Origin of the sequence: Microbacterium sp. MTN4-26 (assembly GCF_042846595.1) — a bacterium.
Classification (GTDB): Bacteria; Actinomycetota; Actinomycetes; order Actinomycetales; family Microbacteriaceae; genus Microbacterium; species Microbacterium luteum.
This window is the reverse complement of sequence record NZ_BTGO01000013.1, coordinates 37,253-61,576: the sequence shown is the minus strand read 5'-3', so window position 1 is coordinate 61,576 and position 24,324 is coordinate 37,253. Positions and strand designations below refer to the sequence as shown.

The following is a 24,324-nucleotide window of genomic DNA, read 5'->3' as shown; positions in this document are numbered from 1 at the left end:
GGGACGAAGCACCACCCCACGGGGTGGCGTGCCAGATATCAGGTTCGGGAAAGACCCAGTTGCGTCAACGAGAACACGATCGGATGCGCGCGCGCTGCCGAAGCGGGAATGAGCGATGGCATCCGTGGCGCTGCACCGAGAACGGGCGGCATCCGCCGCCGCCACAGTCTCCGCAACACCACCATGAACGTGAGGCCGCACAGCACACCAAACACACACAACGCCGCACCGACGAGCGCGTTCGACCCCGACCAGGAGCCACCAGCGACGGCCTCGTGCTCTGCTGTGGTATCCGCTACGGGCTCCACGTGCGGGTCCATCAGCCCGGACACCATGAGAGGAATAGGCGCCGACCCATCCAGCTCCGTATGGGCCGTTGCCGCCAGACCGAGCATCAGCAGCAACGCCAAACCGACGCTAGTAATGAGCCTCATTATCAACAACTGCTCATTCAGCGTCATGGATTGTGAGTTCCGGGCCGAAGAGACCATCTCCAACAGCTTACCGTGCGCACTCAAACGCACTCAGAACGCCGAAGGCGGCGCCGGCGAGGAGGGTGCATGGGTGTCCCGGGTGCTGTGAGTGCTGACGAGGAATGTCGGGAACGCGGTGAGATGACACTAGATGTCACGTAGATCGCGATGTTTCGCGTGGTCCGGGTCGACTTTGTCGTGACACTTTCCCGGCGTCGGCGGCTGTCCCACCGACTCAGTCGTTTGTTGCGCACCAGAGCGCCCGCGCGTCACGACTCGGAAGGATCGTCCACTTCATCCTCGCTAGGTTCCAGCGACTGCTGGTTGGTTGCCTTTGCGTGGTCGTCGAATAGACGCTGCAGGAGGAGGACGGGGTCCTCGTTGCGCAGTTCCGGATGCTCCTCGAGAACACGGTCGACTCCTGCGCTTACCTCCTCCGGAGAGAGCTCTCTCATCGCTTTGGCGAGTTCTTGGGTAGCGGGATCATCGGCGATCCGAGCGCCTGCCAGTTCGCGCCACTTCTCGGCGCTGATCTCCTGGTGAAGCTTCCCGGCGACTCCGTGCGCGACGGCGTCGAAGAAGAGTTGGTACCACTGGTCGCTGGTCAATGAGGGATCAGTCTCCACGACGTCGTCCCCGGGTTTGCTGTTCTTGACAGCTCCAGGTTCTGTGATGGCGATGCCATCGGGAGTGCGTTCGCGTGCCGGAACCTCTGCCGCGGCCGTTGCTCGACGGTCGGCTAGGTACTGCTTGAACTTCGGGACACCGTGCTTGATGGCGGCTTCACCGCCTGCAATTGCCGCTGCGATGGCGAGGTCGAGGAGGAAGTCGGCGTACCCGCTGTTCACGAACTTGGTCATCTTGCTCGGGATCTCGTGCAAGACAACCTGGTTCGAGACGCCGTCGGGACCATGCACCAACGGGCTGGATGCGCCCGGAACCTTCTTGGATGGAGTGAGCTCGGCACCAGCTGGTATTTCGACCAGCATCTTCTTCATGATCGGCTTCGCGTTCTGCGCCTCATTCCCCATGTCGCCACACTAGCGACGAGTGGGTTGCGACGGGATGCGCGCTCGGCAGGCGACAAGAGCATCACGCGGACCTGAGTCGGCTATCTCGTGGCGCTTGTGTGGGACCGAGACACGTCGCCGTGGCTGCCGGGGTGATATCGGGCGTTCGCCTGGGAGGATGTCACCGTGGTTGCGACGGGGGCGAGGGCGACGGAGCTGTACGCCATCCTTTCGGACGCAGGGTGGAGACCTTCGACGAAGCCGTCGGCGCCGCGACTCGATCGGCTGCCGGCGGAGTTTGCTGAGAGCATCATGCGCGTATACCACGATCTTGGCGGAGTGCAGGAATACCCCCGGCTCGCCCCGGGCAGTTGGGACCTCGCCTACTCCGATTTGCTCGTCGAACTTGACGAGTCGTTTCACTTCAATCGATACCGCGAGTCCACTCTCGGAACTCCATGGGCGGCATCGCTGCCCTGGGCCGAGGTCTACGTCGAACACTGCAAGCGGTGGGAGCGCTTCGCTGGGACCGGTGGGAAGCGGTGGTCGAACGACTCGGCCAAACGCATGTTCGGCGGCGCTGACCCGGATGGCGAGTTCGGCGTCTACGGCGCGCCGAGATGGAAGCAGCGTGCGCTGTACGACGCAATGAAGGATGCCGCGGCGGCGTCGGGTCAGGTGAATCTCGCACGGGTGTCGATCTACGACCAGGTCGAAGGCATCCGGCTCAACGACGTGCTGTACCGCAGGGCTCACTTGCCCGCTGATCGCGTGGCGGAGTTCGTCCTGTCCAGGGCTGCTGTGAGTGGGGCATCTACCGCAGATTCCCTGGAGGTCTGATGGGCAACGTGAAGCGTGCGCACATGGTGTCGAGGAGCTACCTCCGAGCCTGGGCCGACGAACGGAACCGAGTGGACGTGCTCGATATCCAGCAGGGGCGCGGGTTCACAAGCGCGATCGGCAACGCAACAGTTGTCAGCTACGCGTATGAACCAGAGGTTCTCCCGCACAATCTTGAAGGTGAGTTCGACCGAATCGAGAGCCGCGGGGTGCCAGCGATAGTCAAGTTACGTGCCAGGCACGCTCCGACGGCTAGCGACAAGGACGACGTCATCGCATTCCTCGACATGCATCTCGACCGCGGACGCTACGCAGACCAGTCAGAGGTTCGAACCCCCGCGGTCCTCGTCAAGACTGACGGTAGCTCAGAGGACGCCTCACTCAGCCTTGGCGACCGGCTACTGCTCTCGCGCCACATGGAAGGCGTAGTCCGACTCGCCGCTCTCGGCGTCGCTCAATGGCCGTGGCAAGTCCTGGAGGCGAGAAGTCTCGCCACCGGTGATGGGGCCGTCCTCCTGTGGAGGCAGACAGACGGTGCCGAGGTCTCACTTGTGACCTTCCCGCTGTCGCCGACGCAGTTGCTCGTGATCGGAGAAGGGTTCCCAGAGCGGGCGCCACTGAACACTTTGCTCGCACAGCACAGCCGGCGATGGATCGTCGGCACAGTCGGATCGCTTGTGAAGGGTCAAGCGGCCGTGATCGCTGCCCTCCGTCGTGCTGAGTCCGGCGGAGAGTGACGTCTTCGGTGCGCTGAGTCGATGTGTCCCCCGGCCGAGGTCGCCGACGGTAGTCCGAGGGGGTGGTCGTCGTCGCCATCCGTCTACGCGGACGCCCACCTGCTGAGCTCTTCTGTAACCGAAGGGGCACCCTTGGCGAGCTGGGTGCGCCAGTCGAGGTGGCCGTGGTGCTGAAGGAACCCCACGATGACGATCTCGTGAACACCAAGCCGTTCGGCTTGTGTGGACACCCAGTTCTGCCGAATCGGGCGAGGCGGGGCGGGAAGGCCGCCTGGAATGGCCCACTCGCCGGCAAGCTGGTTCGTCGCCTCTTCGTCTCCCATGGTGTGCGTTTCACCGTCATCGATGAGGATGATGCCGCCGGGGCGCACGTCACCGCGGACAAGGTGCGCGAGCTCGTGCAGGAGGGTGAACAGAACCTTGTCGAGTCGCTTACCTCGTCCGGAGATCGCAATCACGGGCTGGGTTTCGTCGTCGTCGAGGAGGAACGTGGCCCCGTTCATCTTGCTGCCGGGGAACGCCTCGATGTAGACAAGCCGCACACCAACGGCGGCAAAGAGCGTCGCCAGATCTGCGAAGGATGAGACATCTCGCACCTTGCGCGCGAGGTTCTCGGCGAGCTCGCCGAGCCCCCCCCTGTCAAAGGCCCCAACTGTGAGTCTGCGTGCCTGCCGACGGGCGACTGCAAGCCAGGCCTTTTGGGTAGGTGTGAGCGGCACGTCGGGGTTGGCGCGTCGAGCGGCGGCCGCGAAAACGGGCTCCTCGTCGATAGATTCGATCTCGAACAGGTCTCGAATCTCGCCTTCGAGCTCGTCGAGACTGTTTCCGGTGATGTAGCCACGCTTACGGAGCACGGAGACGGGTGCGAGCTGGTTCAGTTGGGCACGCACCTTCACGCTGTGAAGCTGGCTCTGCGTCTCGGTGTCTTGGGCCTGACGAGACAGCAGGTACCGGTTCTGTAGGTTCAACCAGAACTCAGCCGACGTCCCGAGCGCGGCCGCGATCTGTGCGGCCGACTCGCGGGTGATCTCCTTCTTCGCGGACATGATCTCGGAGACGAACTGGGTGGGGCGCCCGAGTATCTCTGCGAACTCTGCCTGTGACCAATGCCGCGCCTCAAGCTCCTCCGCGAGGACTTCTCCGGGTGGAACCTGGCCGGCAAGGTGCTTGTCCATAGTGCTCCTCCTCAGTGCTGTTCGACGGCTTCGATGACGGCCGTGGGGGTACCGCCGGCATCCGGGTAGGAAACGCGCAGCTGATGCTCGTCGTCGATCCGCAGTGTCGCGCCGCGCACCCCTCGCGTTGTCGAAGGCCGCACCCGCAGGCTCATCAGTGCCTCCAGATCGCCCGGCCCGGTCGCGGCGCCGATCATCTGAAGGACTCGCCGGTAGCGGCGCAGGAGCGATGCGGACCAACCGCCCGCGGTGGACGCGGTCTCATACGCGAGGCGTTCCAACTCCCCGTCCCCGAACTGCAGTTGCAACGCGCATTCCGCTCTTCACCCCTGAACTGATACCGCAACGATAACCGACGTTCGTGTGGGTGGTGAAAACTCACCCCCGTGTCTCCATGTTACACTAGCTACATCACCCCAAGGGTGATTAGGTGATGACAAGATATGAATCTACAAACGAAGGAGTGTCGCATGACGACGCAGCCGAACCTCGCGGATGCGAGCAACAAGAAGGACCCGGTGATGACGATCACGATCGACTCGAAGCAGTACCAGGTGCAGGACGACGACTGGGAGGCGCGCGCCCTGCTCCTGCTGGCAGGCCTTGATCCGGCCGAGTATGACCTGGCTCAGATCAAGCGCAACGGCACGCTGAAGCGGTTCAAGGACCGGCAGATCGTCAAGGTCGAGGATGGCGACGAGTTCGAGTCCGTCAAGCAAGACGGACCCGTTGCCTGATGAGCACCGCGGGGCAGGGCGTGCAGGGGTTCATCGATGACCTCGCCGAGTGGGGCGCGCCGGCAAGAGTCGTGGAGTCCTGGGTTGTGTTCCCGGTGCGTGCGCCGAGTGGTGGACTGGAGGGCGAGGTGCTCGAGAGTGCAGTCGCCGCGAATGAGCTCGCATCCTGGCCGCTGATCCCTCCCCACTGGGTCCACTTCCCTTCGTCGGTGACGCTCCCGCAGGTGCACGCCGATCAGTCAGACACGCAGCCGGGGTGGACGCGACACTCGCGACAAATCGAGCGATGGGAGCAGGTGACCGAACCGGGCCGCGCCTGGCTCGGTCACGCCCGCGCCACCCTGGCCGGGGCATCATGACGGGCGAGCGGCGATACTCGGTCGCGATGCCGGCCGCGGTCGCCGAGATCCTCACGGCGCATCTGGACCGAGAGGACGGGCAGGAGGATGTGGTCCTCGCCACCTACGCTCCTTCGACGGGACGGGAACGAACCTCGGCGCTCCTGCGCCGCGTGTTTCTCCCGCACCCCGGCGAGCGGCACGTACACGGGAACGCATCCTTCACTGCCGACTACGTGATGCGCGTCACAGAGGAAGCTGCGGCTGCAGGGGAGGGCCTGGTTCTGCTGCACTCCCACCCTCGGGGGACGACGTGGCAGTCGATGAGCACGACGGACCGAGCGACTGAGTCGGGGTACGCCGGACTCGGAAGTGCGGCGACCCGGCTCCCAGTGATTGGGATGACCTGGGGAGGTGCTGGGCAGGTGTGGTCGGCACGGTTCTGGTTCTCGCGGACGAGCGTGGTTGACGCGGAATCGGTGCGAGTGGTTGGGGCGACGTTCGCTCCCTCGTTCAATCCGGTTCTTGTCCCAGCGCCGGAAGCAACGTCGGCGCAGATCCGGACGGTGAGCGCCTGGGGCTCGGCTGTACAGGAGGATCTCGCCCGGATCCGAGTGTTGGTGGTCGGGGCAGGCAGTGTTGGCCTGGACGTCGCACAGCGACTTGTGGCGTCCGGGATCCGCACCGTCGGCGTGATGGATTTCGATGCCGTGGAACACCGAAACCTCGACCGGATGATCGGGGCGCGCCGCCAGGACGCCCGAGATCAGGTCGCGAAGGTTGACATCGCGGCCCGGCTCCTCCGGGCACAGGCCACCGCAGCCCATCCGGACATCCGCCGGCACGAGATGTCGATCTGTGGCCCGGACGGACTGCGCGTCGCGCTGGACTACGACATCGTCTTCTCCTGCGTGGACAGACCGTGGCCGCGAGCGGTGCTCAACCAGATCGCCTACGCGGACCTCATCCCGGTCATCGACGGCGGTATCAACATCGAGGTCGCCGACGACGACACATTCAACCGGGCAACTGCTCGCGCGCACACGCTGGTTCCCGGCCAGCCATGCATGGCCTGCACGCGTCAGCTGAAACCAGCCAGAGTGGCGCTGGATCGTGAGGGGCTGCTCGACGACCCTGAGTACGTTCGCCGCTCTGAAATCGACCTGGAGCGCGCTGGCCAGAACGTCGCGACGCTCTCCGCGATGGTCAGCGCACTGCTTCTCGCTCAGTTCGTGAGTCTGACCGTCGCGCCTGGCGGGCGTGGCGTACCAGGTCCGGTGTGCTACCACTACCGCCCGCACGTCCTCGAAAAGCTCGAAGACGCTTCGGCACCATCCTGTCCGTGGGAGACGGCACTCGCCGTTGGCGACTCACGGATTCCGATTGCGACGGGGCACGCCCACGCCGAGGAGATCGTCCTGTCGCGGCACCGCGCCGCGCGGACACTCCGCGGGCGATTCCGCCGGCTGCGAGGGTGGCTCGCCGACAGCTACGGAAGCTGAGGCGTCCCGATCGCTGAAACTCGCTACCGGGCCGATGTCGACCGGGCATCGGACACTAGCCAGCTAGCCCATTCCACCAATCTGACCAACCACATCAACAAGGAGACACCGCTATGGCGATCCCCGTAGTCCTTCCATCATTCCGCTGGCCTTCCAAGAAGGCGGCATTCGACGACTTCAGACTCCTGCACACCGGCGGCCCCTACGCCCCCTACGACCGCATCACCAATCCGTCACACGACCTGATGCTTCGCGAAGTGCTGGATCTTCACCCCGACGCCTCCGAGAAGATCGGCGAAGGAGTCGACTACTTCTACGTCGGCCTGACTAGCGACGGCGACAAGTTCAACGTGCGGTCTGACGCAACGGGCATCTGGATCAAACGCGTGGACGGGTCGCAGGTGGACTTCAGCTACCGCACCTGCATCAGCAACCACACAGAAGAATCTGACGCGAAAGAGGGGCTGCGGCTCGCAGTAGAAGACCGCCGACTGTCCTACCGCGACGACCGCATCAAGGAGGGGACGTTCGCGAGCGATATCTCCGGGATCGTCTTCTCAGACCGCAACGAGGCACATGTCATCTACGACGAGCCCTCATGGGGACAGCTGACCTACCGGTTCGCCGAGGCGGAGGGCGGATGGGACCGAATCCTCGTCCACTCGGGGTACGGCGGCGTGCTCATTGGCAGCCACCTCATGGACACGGACGTACACACGAGATGGCTCGAGTTCTACGACCGACACGCAAACCGCCGGCTGGCGACCGCAAGCGAGGCCGCTGCCCGTCCGCGACCTCGACAAGACGCGTGGACACCCTGACAACTCCGCCAGGCCTCCCGGCCACGCAACGACGCCACCCGCTGGAGGGCAGTCGGGTGGGTGATCCCAGTGTCGGTGGCCCTGGGCATCATTACGAGCAGACACGTCAAGTACCGCCTGGGGGAGGTATGAGTGAGCAGTATCGTCGCGGAACACAGTCGCGTGATCGCGGCCTTCGGTGAGCCGACTCTGTCTCTGCTGCGGGGGAATCTCGCACCGGCGAACGTCGCGATTCTTCGCTCCGGATTCCCGCAGGATTCGAAGACCCAGCCGACTGCCCGTCTGCACCAGATGGTGGACGCAGCCCTCAGCGAACTTCGCGAGCGTGGGATCTCCCACGTCCCAGACGGGGATGGCAGAGAGGTGTGCATGGGGTGGGTGCGACGGCGGTGGCTGACCCGTGACGTCGACGGACAGAGCTACACGCTCACGTCCTACGCGATGCAAGCGCTCGGTCTGGTGCAATCCCTGACGCGCGACCGGGTGAATCTGTCCGAGCACCGCATCAAGAACATCGTGGAAACCGCGAACCGGCTGAACGCGGCTTCCAACCCTGACCGTGATGCCCGCATCGCCCGGCTCCGCGCGCAGATCGCCCAGCAGCAGGCGGAGTTGGAACGGCTCGAGGCAGGCGAGCCGATCGCCCCCGTCACCGCCGACTTCATCCTCGAGGGGCTTGTTGAGCTGCAGGATCTCGTTTCCGGTCTGCCCATTGAGTTCGCCCGTGTCGGTGAGGTCGTAGAGGCACTGCAGGACAGGTTGCGGGAGGACTTCCGGGCAGACGAGCGACCGCCCGGGGACATCGTCGCCGACTTCCTGATCCGCGCAGACGACCTGACGACCGCGACACCGGAAGGGCGCGCGTTCGAGGGGGCGTTCAACCTGCTGGATGACGATGCTCTCACCGATCAGCTGCGCTCAGACATCACCGCGCTGGTCGAGCATCCCGACATCTCTCCGGTTCTCACCACCGCGGAGAAGCAGACGATGATCGGGATCGTCCGCGTGGTGCGGGACGGAGCACGAGACACGATGGCGAAGATCGTCGACACCATCGAGACCCTCAACACCTACATCCGATCCCGGAACATCTCCGAGGATCGTGAACTGGACCGGGTGCTGATGCAGCTGGAAGCCGGCCTGAGCGCGTGGATGCAGACAGCGGGGCCACGAGAAACAGTTCCGGTTGAGATGCTGCCCGACGGGTTGGACATCCTGCACCTGAAGGAGAAGCTGTACGACCCCGCCTCGGATGTCCCTCTCGACCCGCTCGAGGACGGCGCCGAAGAGGATCGTCCGGAAGCCATGTCACTCGATGAGCTTCGCCGCTACGGGGGACCGCACCTGGACGCGCTCCGCGGTGCGCTCGACGAAGCTGCAGCATCGGACGGCGAGTGGACGATCGGTGCAGACGTCTTCCCCCGGCTCGCAGCTGACGAGCGGCGACCGGTGGACGCGTTGGGCCTCCTGCACCTCATCGCGGACCGTGACGACCTGGTGCGCACGGGCACGCACGAGGCATACGTCACCCGCCGGCCCGACGGTACCGAACAGGTCCTGCTGCTACCGCAGATCACCCCGACGCGGAGGCTCGACGATGACCAGTGACTTCCAGGAGCTCGACGACACGGTTGCCGAGCTGTCGGTCGATGATCTGACTGACCGCACGCCAGAGGACCTCTACGACGAGCCGGAGCAGGAAGTCGACGACGACTTGTCATCGGTGGAGTTCGACGGAGACACCGGGACGCTCACCGCCGAGGTCCGATCTGCGCTCGTCGCTATCCTCAACGAGCGCTTCATCACCAGCGACACCCACAAGAAGGAGTGGCAGACGCTCACCGTCGCCCACGCGCAGGTGAAGTCGAGACTCAACGACATGTATCTCGACCTCGAGTACGACGCCAAGTACGAGGTCGCGTTCAAGGTGCAGGTACGCAACGCCGACAGCACACGGGGTTTCCCTGCGCTGCTGCGGGCGATGACCTGGAATCGGGACCAGACTGCCGTGCTCGTCCACCTATGCCTCACCCACCGGGATCAGACTTCAAGCGGGGCAAGTCGCGCAGTCGTCTCGAGGAGCGACATTCACGCGTTCATCGGCGGCAACCGTCCGAAGACAGCGACCGATCAGTACATGGATGGCCGTCGAGTCAACAATGCGATCGACGCGGTCGCCGCCGCCGGACTTCTCGACAAGACAGCAGAGGACGGCGTGTACACGATCTCGCCGGCACTGCCCCGACTGCTGCCCCTCACGAGGCTGCGCGAACTGGTCACCTACTTCACGGAGGCAAGCAACGATGAGTGAAATCTCCGCAGGCATCCCGCTCCTGCCGAGCTCGCAGTGGCGGATCGAGCAGATTCAGCTCGTCAACTGGGGCGGTTTCCACCAGCGCACCGCAACGTTCGCGTTCCACCCCGAGACGACCATCGTCACCGGCGCATCCGGTGTGGGGAAGTCCACGGTCCTTGACGCCTACCTCGCGCTCATGATGCCCTCCGACGTCCCTTTCAACGGTGCTTCGAACGCAGCGACCGTGGGGCGTGCGAGGGGGGCAGAGCAGCGGAGTGTGCTGACCTACCTGCGCGGGAAGACCGATGACACCGTGGAGGACGGTGTCACCGTCGACAAGGTGCTCCGCGGCCAGGGCAAACCCACCTGGGGGGCGATCGCGGCGACCTTCATCGCCGAGACGGGGGACCGGTTCACAGCCATGCGCGCGTACTTCGTCCCGGTGGGCGCGGCCCGAGACGGCGACGTAGTCAAACGGATGATGACGATCCCCGGGTCGTTCGAGATCCGCCAGCTTGGCGATTTCGCCCGCGTGGGTTCCGAGTCGTACCCGGCGAAGGCGATGAAGCAGAAATGGTCGGAGCTGCGCCTCTATGGCTCGTACGGAGAGTTCTCGCAGGCGCTGTTCTCGAGGCTCGGGATCGGGCAGGGCGGCGACGGGGCGAACGCGCTAGCACTGCTCGCACGCATCCAAGCTGGAACGATGTCACCGACCGTCGACGACCTCTACAAACGGCTCGTCATCGAGATGCCGGAGACGTTCCGCGTCGCCGACGAAGCCATCACGACATTCGATGAACTCGACGAGATGTATCGGAAGATGGAGACCTCCCAACACCAGGCAGATCTCCTGGCACCGGTGCCCGGCCTCTACGAGGAGATGCTCGCCGCGCAGCGCGACATCGCGCAGGCGCGAGCACTCGGAGCTGTCGACGCCGACGACACCCCGGCGGGCCTCTGGCGTCTTCGCACCCACTCCGCCATCCTCGAGCGCGAAGACGGCCTGCTCCGCGAGCAGGCCGCCGCACTCCAGGAACAGCTCCGTACCGCGACAACTGCCACCCACGAGGCGGAGCGGTTACTCGACGTCGCGAAAGCCGACTACGACGCCGGCGGCGGGGACCGCGACAAGCAGCTCACGGATGAGATCACTCGGTACGAACAGGCGGCCGAAGGCCGCCGCGGGATGCGCGCGCGACTCAGTGACGCTCTGGCAGGTCTCGATCGCGTCGTGGACGGGGAGGGCGACCTTCTTACCATCCACTCCGAAGCCCGCGCATTCCCTGAGCGCGCCGCGGGGGTGAAGGCGGAGCTCGAGAGCAAGCGCGAGCAGATGATCCGCGACGAGCACCCGCTCGGCGAGGAGCTCAAGAGCGTCCGGGCGGAGCTTCGCTCGCTGGAAGGTCGCTCTGGTCGCGTGGACGCATCGATGGACGCTCGGCGCCGCGAGGCCGCCGACGCTGCCGGACTCGACGTGGCCGATCTCCCGTTCGTCGCCGAACTCATCGACGTTGCTGATGGCGAGGACCGGTGGCGGGGCGCAATCGAGACGGTCCTGTACGCGAGCGCGCGGATCCTGCTCGTGCCCGGTGAGCACCTTGAACGCTTTTCCCGGGCCATCGACCCGATCCGGTCGTCGCTGCGGCTGAACTTCGAAGGCGTTGACCGCAGTGTCGTCGCGCACACCGCGCCTATGGACCCGCAGCGGATTGCCGGCAAGTTGGACTACCAGGACTCTCCGTACCAGGCATGGGTCATCGAGCATCTCAGCTCACCGGCCAGGAACGCCCTGTGCGTGTCGAGCACGGATGGACTCGCTGGTGAGGGTCTCCGCGTGACGCCCTCGGGTCAGACACGACAACGACGGCGAGGGGCGCACGGAGGGAACACAGCGCGTCCGATCATCGGATTCGACAACGCTGGCCTGAAGGCGTCGCTCGAGGCGCAGCAGAAGGACCTTCGTGCGCAGCTAGCAGAGTCCGAGCGGGCGAGGGCGCGAGTCGCGGCGGAAATCCAGGCAGTCGACAAGCGGCACGCCGCCTACCTCCGCACCCTCGACTTCTCGTGGGTCGACGTTGATGTGGACACGCCGATTCGTCACATCGCCGAATTGCGTGCGCTGCAGGAGAAGCTGCTCGCCGACGACGGCGTCCTCGCCGTGCTGAAGAAGCAGGTCGAAACCCTGTCCGCGGTAGCCGACAGCGCCCGACGCCTACAGCACTCGCTCGAAGGCAAGCTCTCAGAAGTCGCAGAAAAACGAAGCGCCTTGGCGGACATGATTGACACCGTCAACGACGTCCTGTGGCCGCTCGAGGAGAACGGATCTTTGACGCTCGACGAGGCTCTGTCGAGGGCCCTCGACCAAGCATGGGAGCGCGCACTTGCGAGCGAGGTGCCGACGAGCGGGACCTGGAAGACAGATCTGCGACGGCTCGAACGAGCCCTCGCGGATGGGGTCTCACGTGCAGCCGAGAAGGAGGCGTCGAGCCGCAAGCAGATCGAGCGCGCCTTCGAACAGTTCCAAGAGCGATGGAACGATCCGACGCGTGGTCAGACGATCGACTCCTACCACGAATACATCGCGATCCTCGACGAGATCCAGCGCGTCGGGATCCACGAACAGCGGGAGCAATGGCGCAAGACTGCGCTGCAGTGGAGCGGAAGGAGTCTTCGACTGCTGGGCAGCGCGATGAGCTCCGCCGTCGACGACATCGAGGCCCGCCTCGACGCCGTCAATGCGATCCTCGAGCGCCTGCCCTTCGGGCCCACGGATGGACGCTTGAAGATCGACATGCGACGCCTCGCGCCGCAGACGGTCACCACGTTCCGTCGCGAGCTGGATGGGTTCAAGAAGCTCGCTACGCAGGGCGCGTCTGAGGAGCAGCTCGTTCAGCGGTTCACGCAGATGAGAGTGTTCGTCGCCAAGATCCGCAAGCGCGACGACCCCGCGCTCACTGCTGAGCTTCGAGCTCAAGTTGTCCGCGAGGAGATCCTCGACGTGCGACGACATGTAGAGATCACAGCGAAGCAGTACGCCGATGCGCTCGACACAGATCCAGTCGCCGAGTATTCCTCGCTCGCAGGCAAGAGTGGTGGAGAGATGCAGGAGCTCGTCGCGTTCATCGTCGGAGCTGCGCTTCGGTTCCAGCTCGGCGACGAGCTCGGGCACCTTCCGCGTTTCGCCCCGGTGTTCCTCGACGAAGGGTTCATCAAGGCGGACTCCGAGTACGCGGGCCGGGCCGTTGAGGCATGGAAGGGGCTCGGGTTTCAACTCGTTATTGGGGCGCCGTTCGACAAGTACACCGGGCTTGAACGCCACGTCGCCCAGACGATCCTTGTCTCGAAAAACCGCCAGTCCGGGCACTCGTTCGTCGACCACGCCTACCACCAGCGACAGGAGGGCGTCGCGTGAAGACGGTCTCGGAGGTCGAACGACGTATCCGACTGCACGTGGCTGAGCGTTGGGCCGACGAGGTCGCCTCGCAGAGCACGGGAGAGCCGAAATGGTGGCCGCGCGGATACTCACTTGGCCGCCCGGACGCCAACATGCTCGAGGCCGGGTTCGGCGAGCTCATCGAACTCGTGGACGTGTGGCGAACGCAGGCATCCGCGTGGGGTGCGGACATCAGAGAGAAGAACATCCGCGCTGATGGCACCGCCTATCCGATGCCGTCCCACATCATCATTCCCAGCATCGATGTGGCGTCCGCCATCGCCGGGCCCGAGTGGACGGCACGGTTGGCCCGCGGGCGTGAGTACGGCAGCATCATCGACGCCCACTTCCCTAATCGCCGAGACGTCCTGGCCCGCACGATTCTCGCGACGGCGGATTGGGCGCGCGTGGACGTCGAGCTCCTCGCCCAAGCGGCCTCATGGTTCGAGCGGCACCCCAACTCGGGCCTCAGCCCCAGAGAGGTTCCGCTCGAAGGGCTTCACACCAAGTGGCTCGAGTCCCGCACGCAGACCGTCGCGCGCCTCGCTGGCCTTCGCGACCTCGGGCTGCACCCGCCCCACCCCTCCCGCATCCACTTCACCTACCTCGACCCGGCGCATCTGTCGGCCGGCAACCGACGCCACGACTCGGCAACAGTCGGAGACGCATTCAGGCCGGCGTACCCGCCACAGATCGTCATCATCTGCGAGAACAAAGACACCGCGATCCATTTCCCAGAAGTCCGTGGAGCGATCGCCGTTGAAGGCGCCGGGTCGGGAGCTGGGGCATTTGCGGATACCGACTGGCTGCGCGAGGCGCCCTTGGTCATCTACTGGGGCGACATGGACGCCGACGGACTCCGCATTCTCGCCCAGTTCCGCGACGCCGGCATCCCCGCGCGATCGCTGTTCATGGACGTCCCCTCATATGAGCGGTGGGAGGTGTACGGGACGAACAGCGACAAGCGTGGGAATCTGATCGCCGCCGATAGCCGCCCCGCGCCCGCGAATCTCGAGGATGACGAGCGGGCGTTGTACGGGCTCCTCAACGACCCGACATCGGCGAGGTACCGACGGGTAGAGCAAGAGCGAATCCCGCTCGACGTTGCGTCCGGCACGGTGCGGCGGCTTCAGGCCCAGATCGATACCGAGGCGAGTGTCGCGAGGCAGCTATCTGACGCTCGGTGAACGCGTCCATTCCTCGCCCAGTGAGCAGGACCCTATGACACTGAGCGTCCCCCTCGCGCGGAGTTCGTTCTCAATGCGTGGCCGCCGCGGCGGATCGGGTCCGGTGTGTTGGAGCTTCCGCGCTGATCTTGAGTCGTGCTGGGATCACATTCGGCGAATGGTCGCGACGGCTTCGTCGAGTGTGTGGAGCGCGCGGAGGACTTGGATCGATCGGCTGAAGATCAGGCTGCTGAACATGGCGTCGTCTGTCTTGGGCATGACTGAGCGGGAGACAACCCAGGCGGCCGCTGACTCGATGCCGACGTCGTCGCTGAACATGTGTGCGGCGACCTCGTTGCGGATCTTGACGAGCGTTTCCTTGAAGGGGCGATCGTCCGCGATGTCCCGGACGCTTGTCTTGTAGTCGTTCTGGGCCGTGGTGAGCCCGTCGATGTCAATGAAGTTGGCGAATCGACCGGTCTGCGTGCGTGCGGTGCGTTGGAGTTCTCCCAGGACTCGGTAGACGCCTTCGATGCTCTCTCGGAGCACGAGGGCAAGCAGCTTCTCGGTCGTCACCCGCGCGGCGGGGTCTGCGGCCATGGCGCGGAGTAGAACGCGCATGTCGACGTCGGTCTGGACGATGAAGAATCGTGCGGCCGCATACGCCTTGACCACCGCAGCCTCGTCGCCGGCGCCGGCGACGCTCTCGACGTCTCGGGCTCGGCGTTCGAGCGCTTCGACTGCGAGCGGGATGGTGCGGTCGAATCCTGCGACACTGTCGGCGTTGGTTGGCCGCTGGCTCGGGGTGCTCATCGTCTCAGCGTGGCATCGATTCGGCGCCTGTGGACGTCGGGCGGCTCCCGTCTTAAAGTTAAGGCGTGAGTGGGCCGTTGGTGCATGGGCCGCGGATGATCGGTGCGCGGCGGCAGTTGTCGATCCCGCGACGGGTGCTGGTGTCGGTGGGTATCGATGTGCCGGGGCGGGTCCGGTTCGAGGTGGCCGAGGGGGTGGTGTGCGTGCGTCGCGCGGAGGAGGGTGAGGAGGGGGCTCAGATGGTGTCGAAGGTCGGCCAGCTTGTGACGCCGCCGTGGGTGATGCAGACTCTCGGGGTTGGTGTGGGCGGCGCGATTTACGCTCGGCCGCGGAATGACGCAGTTGTGGAAGTCCTAGCCGGGTCTCGTCTGCAACGTGAGCTGGAGGGGGCGGCATGAGCAACTCGAACGTGCTGCAGGCCCCTCGCCCGAACGCCGCCGATCGCGCGTGGGGTGAGCCAGGGATGCGGGATGCCGCGGCTGCTCACACGACGACGACACTGTTGCCGGGCGCGGCGGTGCTGCCGGTGACGACGTTCCTGGACGCGAAGGTGTATCCGGTGGTGGTCTGGGACCGGCGCGCGCTGTCAGCGCGGCTGAGCAGAATGGATGGCCCGGCGGTGGCGACGGATGCCGTGCGCGACCTGCTGGATGCGGGATGCCCGACCGTGCTGCGGGTCGCGGCGATGATCGGGGTGGGTGCGCCGACCCCGACGAGAAGGGCGTTGCGGCCGCTGCGGTCGCTGGCGAGGACGATGGGGATGTTCCCTGCGTTCCCGCGCCGCTCCCCGCTGGTCGCGGAGGAGTTCGACGCGCAGGGGACGGCGCTGGTGGTCTGCGACGGGACGAGCATCGAGGTGCAGGTCGGCGGCGATGCGGGCGTGCGTGCGGGCTCGGCGTTGAGCCCGTTGTGGCGTCGGGTGTATGAGGAGCGGTTGTTCGAGTGGGCGATCCGGTCGGATGCGCTGCCGTGCGCGTTACCGGCCGTCGAGGGCCTTCACCCAGGAGTCGAGTGAGCGGGCCGGTGCCCAGCGGACGTCTTCCATCTCGACCTGGATCTCGGAGTGCAGGGTCTGGGCGTTCATCGCCTTCTCTCGGAACGACCTGAGGTTCTCCTCGCGGGTTCCGGAGAGCAGGTTCGACGCGAATGTGGCGATTGAGCCGATGCTGTGCTCGGGTGCAGTGTGCTCGGTGACGTGGTCGAAGACCGCGCCGCCTTCGCAGATGTTGCAGTCGCACCAGAAGTAATCGGCGGGGACCTGCGCGGCGACCAGCGGGAGCCGCTCGAGCAGGTGGTAGGACATGAGCCGCGGGACCAGTACGGAGGTTCCGGGGCTACGGCCGCCGCCCTTGGAGGGCCAGATGTGGCGGAGGGTGCTACTGGTGCCGACCGCGCCGAACAGGGCGCCGGCGGCGACCGCGGCGACGGCGGAGAGGTCGGTGCGCAGGAGCGCGATGCTGACCCGTGAGCCGAGCACGTGCAGCAGGCCGCGGACGGTGTCGACGCCGCCGAACGGGTCGGTGCTGTGGCCGAGGGCGAGGGCGACGGGGACCCCGGCGCGGTCGATCGAGGTGCGCAGCTGGTCTGCGGAGTTCTTCAGGATGAGGGACTCGATGGGCAGCATCGTCATCACGGTCCCGGAGGCCTGGCTCGCGATGTCGGCGCCGCGGCCGAGCGCGACGTCGATCTGGGCGATGTTCTCGAGGCTGATGTACCCGGTGTCGGTGAGCGCGACCGGCGCGCCGTGGTCGAGCTGCCAGGTGACCCATTCGAGGCTGAGCGGTGCGTCACCGGTGGCGCGGTTCTTGCCGGAGTAGCGGTTCGCGTCGAACAGGATCCGCGATTCGGGACCGGCGATGGAGCGGTGAGTGGTGAGCAGCCTGTCGGCGGCGGCGGTCTTGTTGCCGCCGGCGACGGTGTAGAGGGCGGTGATGCCGGCGTTGCGGCTGAACGCGGCGACGCGGTCGACTTTGGACTGGGGGGCGTGGATGAGGATGGCGCTGTCGATGCCCGTCCCGGCGGGAGCCAGGGCGCGATGGTGACCGGAGGGCGGGACGAGATCGGTCATGTTGCGGCTCCCAACGTGATCGGAACGAGGTTCTCGGGTTCCGGGTTCTCCCCGAGGTAGTGACGGCGGAAGCCTTCTTCGGTCATGCCTGCCAGTCGTGCGATGTCGGCGACGCTTTGGTGGCGGATGTTCTTGTGGGCGTTGATGATCTGGGTGAGGGTGGACGGGGTCTCGAAGGCGACGTCGCCGGGTTCGCTGTTGCGCCAGCCCATCTGGCCGAGGCGCATGTTGAACTCGCGGTATTGCCGGTCGGTGATGATCTCCAGGTCGTAGGCGCGTCGGATCAGCGCGCCGATCGACATGCCCCACTTCTCCTTGAGGGTCAGCAGCCGTCGGAACTCTCCGGTGCGAAGCCCTGCCAGGTCAGGGCGGATGCTGTCGGCGGGCGCGAGCAGCTCGCCGGCAAACTTGTTGGACTGGTCCTCCTGCTCCGGGCCGGGGATGTCGTGCATCAGCAGATGTCCGAGCTCGTGCGCGACGGTGAAACGGAGCCGGTCGGGGGCGAGGCCCTTGGTGACCAGCATCATCGGGAACCGGGACCGGTCGCCGGGCCAGGTGGAGACGGCGTCTTGCCCCGGAGTAGAGAGCGGTCGTTCGATCACGATGATGCCCGCGGACTCGACCACGCCGACGAGGTTGCGGATCGGCCCGTCGCCGAGATCCCAACGCTCCCGGAGGCGGCGAGCGACCTCACGGGGATCGCCGTCCAGGTCGATCGGGTCACGGACCAAGGTGCGCTGCGGCTGCGGCGCGATCCCCGTGAGCAGGCCCTCCATCGTGAGCCGGGTCAGGTGGGTGAGCGCTTCGATGCGCCGCATGGTGCGGACCGTCATCGTGCTCGCGCGGCGACGGTGGTGCAGGCAGCTAATCGCCAGGCCCGGGACGGTGGGCTGCTCCTCGAGGATCTCTGGCGGGCAGTCCAGCGCCTTCACGAGCGCATCCCGGCGATCCGGGGTGAGTTCCAGCGCCCCGGTTTCCAGCCGGGAGACGACAGCCTGCGACACCCCTGCCTCACGTGCCAGCTCGGTCTGGTTCCAGCCCTTCGCCTCACGCAGCAGCGTGATCATCGAGATCGCCGCATCCGCCATAGCTCACCTCCGTCCACCAGGCTAGCATAAGAAGTGCATTGTTTGCCGGGCACTACTGCCGCTTGGTTTGACAGGGTCCTCTCAGGTGCAGGTTCTGGTGCGGTGGGGTTCCACGATGTTCGAGACGAGTTGTTGGCGATGCCCATGCTGAGGCGTTCCTCCGACATCATCGCGAGATCTGACTGCGCGATGGAGGCAGGTGCCTCCGGCTCATCCCGGAGGTGCTCAAGCAGGTCGCGGGGCTCTTGATGTCCGCCTAGTAGCTGTCCTTCTCCCAGAAGATGTACTCCTGGTCGTCATCGGTGAGGCCCCATTCGATGCCGATCGACCGCAGCCAGGCGTTCATCAGTCGACAGAGATCGGCCAGCACGGCGCCGAGCTCGTCGGTGGTCATGGGTTCGTCGACCGGCCGGAGCCGGTGGAAGGTCAGGCTCCAGGCGTCCCAGCTGTCTTCGACGTAATCGGTCCAGCCCGCAGGCAGCGGGTCGGGACGGCGGGGCTTGCCGCTCTCGTCGAGGCCGAGTTCGGGGGCGAGGTAAGCCAGGACGCGGACCAGGCCGTTCGCGGCGTTGAGGGTCCGGTAGGCGGCCTCGCCGATATCGGCGCGCCAGGTGCGTTTGGCCTCGTTGAGCTCTGAGCGCAGGTGCGCGATCGCGTCGGTGAGGTGGTCGACGTGGTGCAGCGGCGACGGCGCGTGGACGGCGGTGTATTGCTCGATGCGGTTGTCGTCGACGTGCGCGGCGAGCGGCTTGCGGCAGGCCGCGTCGCTCTTGCTCAGGCCCCCGACGTCCCCGTAGGCGTCCGCGTCCTCGCCACGCAGCCGCAGCGCGGCATGCCCAGCCTCGTGCCGGCTCAGGTGCGCGGCCGCGGCGATCACGTGGGCGATGAGCGCCTCGACGGACTCGACGTCTTCCCGGGTGGCGAACAGGACGTTCGCGGAGACCACGATGTCGAATGTGCCGTCCTCGTGCGGGAGCGTGATCGCCCCGGCATGCCCGGCGCCACGGTCCGTGGTGTAAGGGTTGTCGTCGGCGCGGTCGGTGACCCGATTCACCGTCGCAATCATGTCGCCGGTGAGTGTCAACCGCCAGAGCGACGTGTCCGGGAGCAGCTCGACGATCCCGGTCACCAGGGTCTGCAGCAGACCCTGCTGCTCGATCATGAACGACAGCGCGCCGGCCAGCTCTGGGTCTTCGTAGTCCTCGGAGAATCCGTCGAGCGAGATGCTGATTGGTGAAACGGGCGTGTCGGTCATCACCGTCACCATAGACGCCGCGGCTGACATCACTTCCTCGTCGTGAGGGGCGTGCCAGGAACAAGGAACCCAATTGGTCGGGGTGTCGCCCTCGCCAGCTTGGTCGCGGGACCGTCCGCCCGCATCGATAGTGTTTCCGCGTGGGCCACAAAGAACCAATGACGATCGCTACCGCGCTGAAGCTGATCCAGAAGAACGAGTTGATCCTCCCCGCGATCCAGCGTGAGTACGTGTGGAAGCCGTCGCAGGTCATCAAGATCTTCGACTCGGTTCTGCGCGGATACCCGGTCGGCAGCTTCCTGTCCTGGAAGGTCGCGCCGGAAACGGTAGGCGCATTCAAGTTCTACGGGTTCTTGAAGGACTACAGCGGCTACGACAAGAAGCACAACCCGGTGGTCGACATCCCGACCGACCGCGAGGTGATCGCTGTTCTCGACGGTCAGCAGAGGCTCACGTCGCTGAACATCGGACTGCGGGGCACCTACGCCTACCGCAATCCGCGCGCATGGGCGAACAAGGCGTGGTCATACCCCGAGCGACGGCTTTACCTGAACCTGCTCGGCGAGGCGCCCGAGAACGAGGCTGGCCTCAAGTACCACCTTGCGTTCCTCACGAAGGAGCAGATCACGCAAGCCGCTGAGGACGACACGAAGAAGTGGTTCCCCGTGAGCGACATCTTCGACGCCAGCGAGGCTTACCAGATGGCACAGATCCCCGTGAAGTACGGCGTCGGCAACGAGGCCAAGGCTGTGGAGATGATCAGCCTCCTCTGGCAGGAGGTCCACCACAACCAGAGCCTGCATTTCTACGAGGAGACCGACCAGGACATCGAGCGCGTTCTCGACATCTTCGTCCGTGTGAACTCGGGAGGCACCGTTCTCTCCTACAGCGATCTGCTCATGTCGATCGCAACTGCCCAATGGAAGGAGAAGGATGCTCGCGCGGCCGTCCACGACCTGGTGGATGCGCTGAACACCACCGGCCAGGGGTTCGACTTCTCACAGGACACGGTGCTGAAGTCTGGGCTCGTGCTGGCCGATGTCGGAGATGTCGGCTTCAAGGTGAAGAACTTCACGACCGCGAACATGGCTCGCCTTGAGTCGAGATGGGACGACATCAGCACCTCGCTGCGCATCGCGGCCGAGCTGCTCGCGGACTTCGGCTTGTCGGGCGGCACGTTGACGGCCGATAGCGTGCTCATCCCGGTCGCGTACTACGTGCATCGCCGAGGGCTCACGCCGTCATACCGCGTCTCCGACAAGAAGGATGACCGCGAGGATCGCGCCGCGTTGCGCTCGTGGGTGCTGCGTTCGCTGATTGTCCGCGGCGTGTGGGGATCAGGCCTTGACACGCTCTTGCGCGATCTCCGCGAAGTGCTGCGGAGCGACGGCGCGGAGGCATTCCCACTGGCCACAATCGAGCAAGTGATGGCGCGACGGGGAAAGTCGCTCGAAGTGACCGACGCCCTCATCGAAGACATTCTCGGGCTCGCCTACGGCGGTGGACGCACCTGGGCAGTGTTGGCAACTCTCTTCGATCACGTCGACACGCGAATGCAGTATCACGTCGATCACGTGTTCCCGCAGGCGCAACTTGATGCCCGTGCGCTGAAGACGGCGAAGTCTTCCGAAGGCGTTCGCCGCTACAGCGATGAGTTCGTGGAGGAGCTTGTCGGCAGACGAGACCTGCTGCCGAACTTGGAACTGCTGCCGGGCCCAGAGAACATCGGCAAGTCCGACACGGCGCCGGACTCCTGGGTGGTCGAGCACTACCCCGGAGCCGATGAGCACGCAGCATTCGTGAAGGCCAATGCTCTGCCGAGCGTTCTGCCGCACGACGCCGACAGCTTCCTAGACTTCTACGACGCGCGACGCGATCTGCTCATTGCGCGAATCAAGGACAAGCTGCAGACGCAGGTTCGCGCGGCGCCGACGTTCGAGTCGCGGCGCTCGACTGACATCGACGCAGAGCTTGGAGAGGGTGACCTCGACGATTGAGGGGCTGCGTTCAGTACGCGATCCCGTGCGACCGGAAGATGGCCTCAACGCTCTCGCCGGCATCGAGGGCAGCGCGGACGGTGCTGCGCGTCGCGGCGTCATGAACGGATAGCAGGAGCGTCTTCCCCTCGATCTGCGTGATAGGCCAAATCGCGCGGTACTCGGCAGCGTGGTCATCGGCATAGTCGAGATAACCCCGCAGCTTGTCGGCCGAGTCCCCGAAGTGAATGCCGTGCGGATCGATGATCGTCGGTTGGATGCCGCCACCGACCTCGTGGAACGTCACGAAATCGGGGAAGAGTCGGGCCCAGGACCCCGTTCCGCTGTCACGGTAGGGGATGCAGAGCGCACGGTCGCCGCCAGTCGGGTTGCGATACCAAGCCACGAGGGTGGGTTCCTCGAGTTCGGCTGTGAGCACCTTCCGCTCGAGCCCATCGGTCGCAGAGGGCTTCTTCCAGTAGCGCCCGTCGCCGTCCTGATAGAGGTGCTTCGGCCAACGGTTCACCTCATCGTCACGGATGTTGGCGCGGAGTTGCGTGTCTGACGAGTCGGGCTCCATCCGGATCGAGATCGCATCCTCGATCGTTCCATCGATGATGATGCCGGGGCGCCGTGCCGGCTCCTTCGCTTCCGCCTGGATCCGTGCATAACGTGACCGATCAGCCTCAGGCAGAAGGGAGATCGCCTTCGCATGCTGCTTGAACCAATCAGCAACGAGCGATGCCGCCGCGGTCTCGACATTGTCCACGACGTGTTCGGTGAGCGCGAGAGCTGCGACCGTGATCTTCGCTTCGATCGGGTCCTCGTCGGGATCCTTATCGACGAGGTAGGCCCAATACGCCTCGGCCGTGCCGTCCTTGAGCGCGCGGCTCGCGCGCTTGAAGACATCGTCGATGTTCTTGGCGTCGAGGCGGGTGCCGGTCACGAGTCGCTCGCCGTCGATGACCGACCCATCGATCGACGTCAGCAGCTCGAACACCGACGCGCTTGACACCGCCTCTCGCTTTGACTCCAGTTCGTCGGATGCGTCGAGCTTCCCTCGTTCATCGTCGAGCTTGCCATTGAGGAATGCTCGAGCGTGGGCGGCAGCATTCGGCCGGACCCCATCGTTCTCGAGAAGTGTCGCCAGCGCATGGAGGCGCCGCACATCCGGTGCGGATGACTGAGAGGGAACCACATAGGTCGGCAGCTCGGCGAGCACCTTCAACGCCGCCTCCATCCCGCTGGGCGCGTGATAGTCGAGGGTCAGGCGCACGACCTCTGCGGTCGCGCCCGCCTCCCCTCCGGCGAACTGGCCAACGACCTGCATGACCGTCTTTCGGTCGAACCGCGGGAGGTACGCTTGGACACGGTTCAGCGACTCATCTGACGCGATCCGCCTGGCGAGCGGCTGACGAACGATCCGGCCGATCAACTGGGCGATAGGCGTGTAGTCGACCGACGCGCGAAGCGAGACGAGCACCTCCGCGCGAGGACAGTCCCAACCGGTCGTGATCGCATTCTTCGCCAGCACGACGCGCACGTGAGTTGCATCCTGGATGTCCTGCGGCGGCATGTAGCGCACCGCCCGATGCGGTCCGAGGTCGATTGGGGCACGTTCGGCGAAGGTGTGCACGATGTTCGACGCGACGAGCCCGGGCCACTCCTGGGTGATGGCATCGATCACTGCTCGCACGAGTTCGAGGAACTCGCCATCGTCGGAACGCTGATCGGGGAGCTGGACGACGAGCGCCGGCTTCACCGCGGCTTCCCCCTGCTGCTCTGCGTAGGACGCCCAACGTTGCTCGAACTCGAGTGTTTTCTGCACCGCCAGACGAACGAATGTCGTGTCCGCGGTGACCTCTCCCTGCACGGCTGCCGGCGCGAGCACGATTCGGTCCTTGACGAGCCCGGAGTCGCGCACTTTCTCGATCGGGACGATGTAGTTCTTCCGGAACCGGTTTTGCTGCTCAAGTGCCTTGTTCAGCCTCTGTGCAGTGGCCGAGATCCCGACGAACACGGGGATCGGGACCTCGCCGTTGATGATCTTGTTCACGACGGTCGGAGAGCCGCCCGGCTTCTCCGTCACTCCGTAATGCGCCTCATCGACGACCACCAGGAAGCGGCTCCCGCGCAATCGCACGGTGTTGGCGATGGTCTCCCAGATCGTGTGTCGCTGATTGTCGGACCGTTTCGTGATGCGCGCAGACGCCGAGGCGGCCTGTGTGTTGAGGAAGTAGATGGCGCCTGCCTCGAAGTACTCCTCGTCAAACGAGGCGCCCTGCCCGATAAGGCGAATGTCGCTGATCTTCTCGCTGGCCTCCTGCATTTTGCGCGCCGTCTGGGCGTTGAGGCTCGGATCGTTCGTCACCCACAGGATGGTGGTTCCCTCGATGGGATCCGTGAAGTCAGACCCGAAGATCAGCTGCTCAATGACCGACGTGGCGATCACAGTCTTCCCGGCTCCCGTTGCCGCCTCCAACACGACCGCGCCGAGCAACTCCGAGTCGTTGTCGTAGCGCGCTTGCGCCTTCTTGATCTCCGTGATGAGCGCCTCTGATGCGGTGCGCTGAAAGTCGAGGAGGTGGAACTTCAC

22 protein-coding genes are annotated in these 24,324 nt (G+C 65.3%); 13 read left to right on the top strand and 9 right to left on the bottom strand.

Translation table 11 applies throughout. The features are described from left to right. Positions 1–38 precede the first annotated feature (38 nt). Both ACGG9C_RS12110 and ACGG9C_RS12105 read right to left on the bottom strand, forming a co-directional pair. Entirely contained in the window at positions 39–461 is a 423-nt protein-coding gene (locus ACGG9C_RS12110; protein ID WP_194384226.1) for a hypothetical protein, read from the bottom strand. 281 nt (positions 462–742) lie between these two features. Further along, a complete protein-coding gene (locus ACGG9C_RS12105; protein WP_194384227.1) occupies positions 743–1,504 on the bottom strand; it encodes a hypothetical protein in 762 nt (253 codons plus the stop codon). A 165-nt stretch (positions 1,505–1,669) separates the two neighbouring features. Between ACGG9C_RS12105 and ACGG9C_RS12100 the strand changes: the two genes are divergently transcribed. Then, positions 1,670–2,323: a hypothetical protein gene (locus ACGG9C_RS12100; RefSeq protein ID WP_194384228.1), complete on the top strand. Its 654-nt coding sequence runs from the start codon at positions 1,670–1,672 to the stop codon at positions 2,321–2,323. Continuing rightward, entirely contained in the window at positions 2,323–3,060 is a 738-nt protein-coding gene (locus ACGG9C_RS12095; RefSeq protein ID WP_194384229.1) for a DUF4238 domain-containing protein, read from the top strand. Before ACGG9C_RS12100 ends, ACGG9C_RS12095 begins: the two co-directional genes overlap by 1 nt. Before the next feature lie 83 nt (positions 3,061–3,143). On the opposite strand, the gene ACGG9C_RS12090 is transcribed toward ACGG9C_RS12095, so the two are convergent. Beyond that, complete coding sequence (locus ACGG9C_RS12090) at positions 3,144–4,235, bottom strand: HigA family addiction module antitoxin (protein ID WP_194384230.1); 1,092 nt, start codon at positions 4,233–4,235, stop codon at positions 3,144–3,146. 11 nt (positions 4,236–4,246) lie between these two features. Further along, entirely contained in the window at positions 4,247–4,432 is a 186-nt protein-coding gene (locus ACGG9C_RS12085; protein WP_390178686.1) for a hypothetical protein, read from the bottom strand. 273 nt (positions 4,433–4,705) lie between these two features. Here ACGG9C_RS12085 and ACGG9C_RS12080 point away from each other — a divergent pair, with 273 nt between their 5' ends. The 8 genes from ACGG9C_RS12080 to ACGG9C_RS12045 all read left to right on the top strand — a co-directional run bounded on the left by ACGG9C_RS12080 (position 4,706) and on the right by ACGG9C_RS12045 (position 14,549). After that, positions 4,706–4,972 (top strand): hypothetical protein, encoded by a 267-nt coding sequence (locus ACGG9C_RS12080; protein ID WP_194384232.1) that lies wholly within the window; start codon positions 4,706–4,708, stop codon positions 4,970–4,972. After that, positions 4,972–5,331: a hypothetical protein gene (locus ACGG9C_RS12075; protein WP_194384233.1), complete on the top strand. Its 360-nt coding sequence runs from the start codon at positions 4,972–4,974 to the stop codon at positions 5,329–5,331. The genes ACGG9C_RS12080 and ACGG9C_RS12075 overlap by 1 nt, the downstream gene beginning before the upstream one ends. A 26-nt stretch (positions 5,332–5,357) precedes the next feature. After that, positions 5,358–6,812, top strand: coding sequence for a ThiF family adenylyltransferase (locus ACGG9C_RS12070; RefSeq protein WP_194384234.1), 1,455 nt, complete (start codon positions 5,358–5,360; stop codon positions 6,810–6,812). Between the two features lie 113 nt (positions 6,813–6,925). Then, complete coding sequence (locus ACGG9C_RS12065) at positions 6,926–7,633, top strand: DCL family protein (RefSeq protein WP_194384235.1); 708 nt, start codon at positions 6,926–6,928, stop codon at positions 7,631–7,633. A 132-nt stretch (positions 7,634–7,765) separates the two neighbouring features. Continuing rightward, on the top strand, positions 7,766–9,241 hold the full coding sequence (locus tag ACGG9C_RS12060; protein ID WP_194384236.1) for a DUF3375 family protein: 1,476 nt from the start codon (positions 7,766–7,768) through the stop codon (positions 9,239–9,241). Further along, positions 9,231–9,944 (top strand): DUF4194 domain-containing protein, encoded by a 714-nt coding sequence (locus ACGG9C_RS12055; protein WP_194384237.1) that lies wholly within the window; start codon positions 9,231–9,233, stop codon positions 9,942–9,944. Before ACGG9C_RS12060 ends, ACGG9C_RS12055 begins: the two co-directional genes overlap by 11 nt. After that, on the top strand, positions 9,937–13,341 hold the full coding sequence (locus ACGG9C_RS12050; RefSeq protein WP_194384238.1) for an ATP-binding protein: 3,405 nt from the start codon (positions 9,937–9,939) through the stop codon (positions 13,339–13,341). Before ACGG9C_RS12055 ends, ACGG9C_RS12050 begins: the two co-directional genes overlap by 8 nt. After that, the gene (locus ACGG9C_RS12045) at positions 13,338–14,549 is read left to right on the top strand and encodes a Wadjet anti-phage system protein JetD domain-containing protein (protein WP_194384239.1); all 1,212 of its coding nucleotides are present in this window, start codon (positions 13,338–13,340) and stop codon (positions 14,547–14,549) included. Before ACGG9C_RS12050 ends, ACGG9C_RS12045 begins: the two co-directional genes overlap by 4 nt. A gap of 144 nt (positions 14,550–14,693) precedes the next feature. Here ACGG9C_RS12045 and ACGG9C_RS12040 read toward each other — a convergent pair whose 3' ends face one another. Then, positions 14,694–15,341 (bottom strand): hypothetical protein, encoded by a 648-nt coding sequence (locus ACGG9C_RS12040; protein ID WP_390178685.1) that lies wholly within the window; start codon positions 15,339–15,341, stop codon positions 14,694–14,696. A gap of 65 nt (positions 15,342–15,406) precedes the next feature. On the opposite strand from ACGG9C_RS12040, the gene ACGG9C_RS12035 reads away from it, so the two are divergent. Both ACGG9C_RS12035 and ACGG9C_RS12030 read left to right on the top strand, forming a co-directional pair. After that, positions 15,407–15,739 carry a hypothetical protein gene (locus tag ACGG9C_RS12035; protein WP_194384241.1) on the top strand — a complete coding sequence of 111 codons (333 nt, stop codon included), beginning with the start codon at positions 15,407–15,409 and terminating at the stop codon, positions 15,737–15,739. Next, positions 15,736–16,356, top strand: coding sequence for a hypothetical protein (locus ACGG9C_RS12030; RefSeq protein WP_194384242.1), 621 nt, complete (start codon positions 15,736–15,738; stop codon positions 16,354–16,356). Before ACGG9C_RS12035 ends, ACGG9C_RS12030 begins: the two co-directional genes overlap by 4 nt. On the opposite strand, the gene ACGG9C_RS12025 is transcribed toward ACGG9C_RS12030, so the two are convergent. From ACGG9C_RS12025 to ACGG9C_RS12015, 3 genes are all read right to left on the bottom strand, one after another. Beyond that, positions 16,318–17,409 carry a hypothetical protein gene (locus ACGG9C_RS12025; protein ID WP_194384243.1) on the bottom strand — a complete coding sequence of 364 codons (1,092 nt, stop codon included), beginning with the start codon at positions 17,407–17,409 and terminating at the stop codon, positions 16,318–16,320. The genes ACGG9C_RS12030 and ACGG9C_RS12025 overlap by 39 nt on opposite strands. Continuing rightward, positions 17,406–18,497 (bottom strand): XRE family transcriptional regulator, encoded by a 1,092-nt coding sequence (locus ACGG9C_RS12020; protein WP_194384244.1) that lies wholly within the window; start codon positions 18,495–18,497, stop codon positions 17,406–17,408. Before ACGG9C_RS12020 ends, ACGG9C_RS12025 begins: the two co-directional genes overlap by 4 nt. A 256-nt stretch (positions 18,498–18,753) precedes the next feature. Continuing rightward, positions 18,754–19,752, bottom strand: coding sequence for a hypothetical protein (locus ACGG9C_RS12015; RefSeq protein ID WP_194384245.1), 999 nt, complete (start codon positions 19,750–19,752; stop codon positions 18,754–18,756). A gap of 158 nt (positions 19,753–19,910) precedes the next feature. Here ACGG9C_RS12015 and ACGG9C_RS12010 point away from each other — a divergent pair, with 158 nt between their 5' ends. Further along, complete coding sequence (locus ACGG9C_RS12010; RefSeq protein ID WP_390178684.1) at positions 19,911–21,749, top strand: DUF262 domain-containing protein; 1,839 nt, start codon at positions 19,911–19,913, stop codon at positions 21,747–21,749. 10 nt (positions 21,750–21,759) lie between these two features. Here ACGG9C_RS12010 and ACGG9C_RS12005 read toward each other — a convergent pair whose 3' ends face one another. Then, positions 21,760–24,324, bottom strand: a complete 2,565-nt coding sequence (locus ACGG9C_RS12005; RefSeq protein ID WP_194384247.1) for a DEAD/DEAH box helicase — start codon at positions 24,322–24,324, stop codon at positions 21,760–21,762.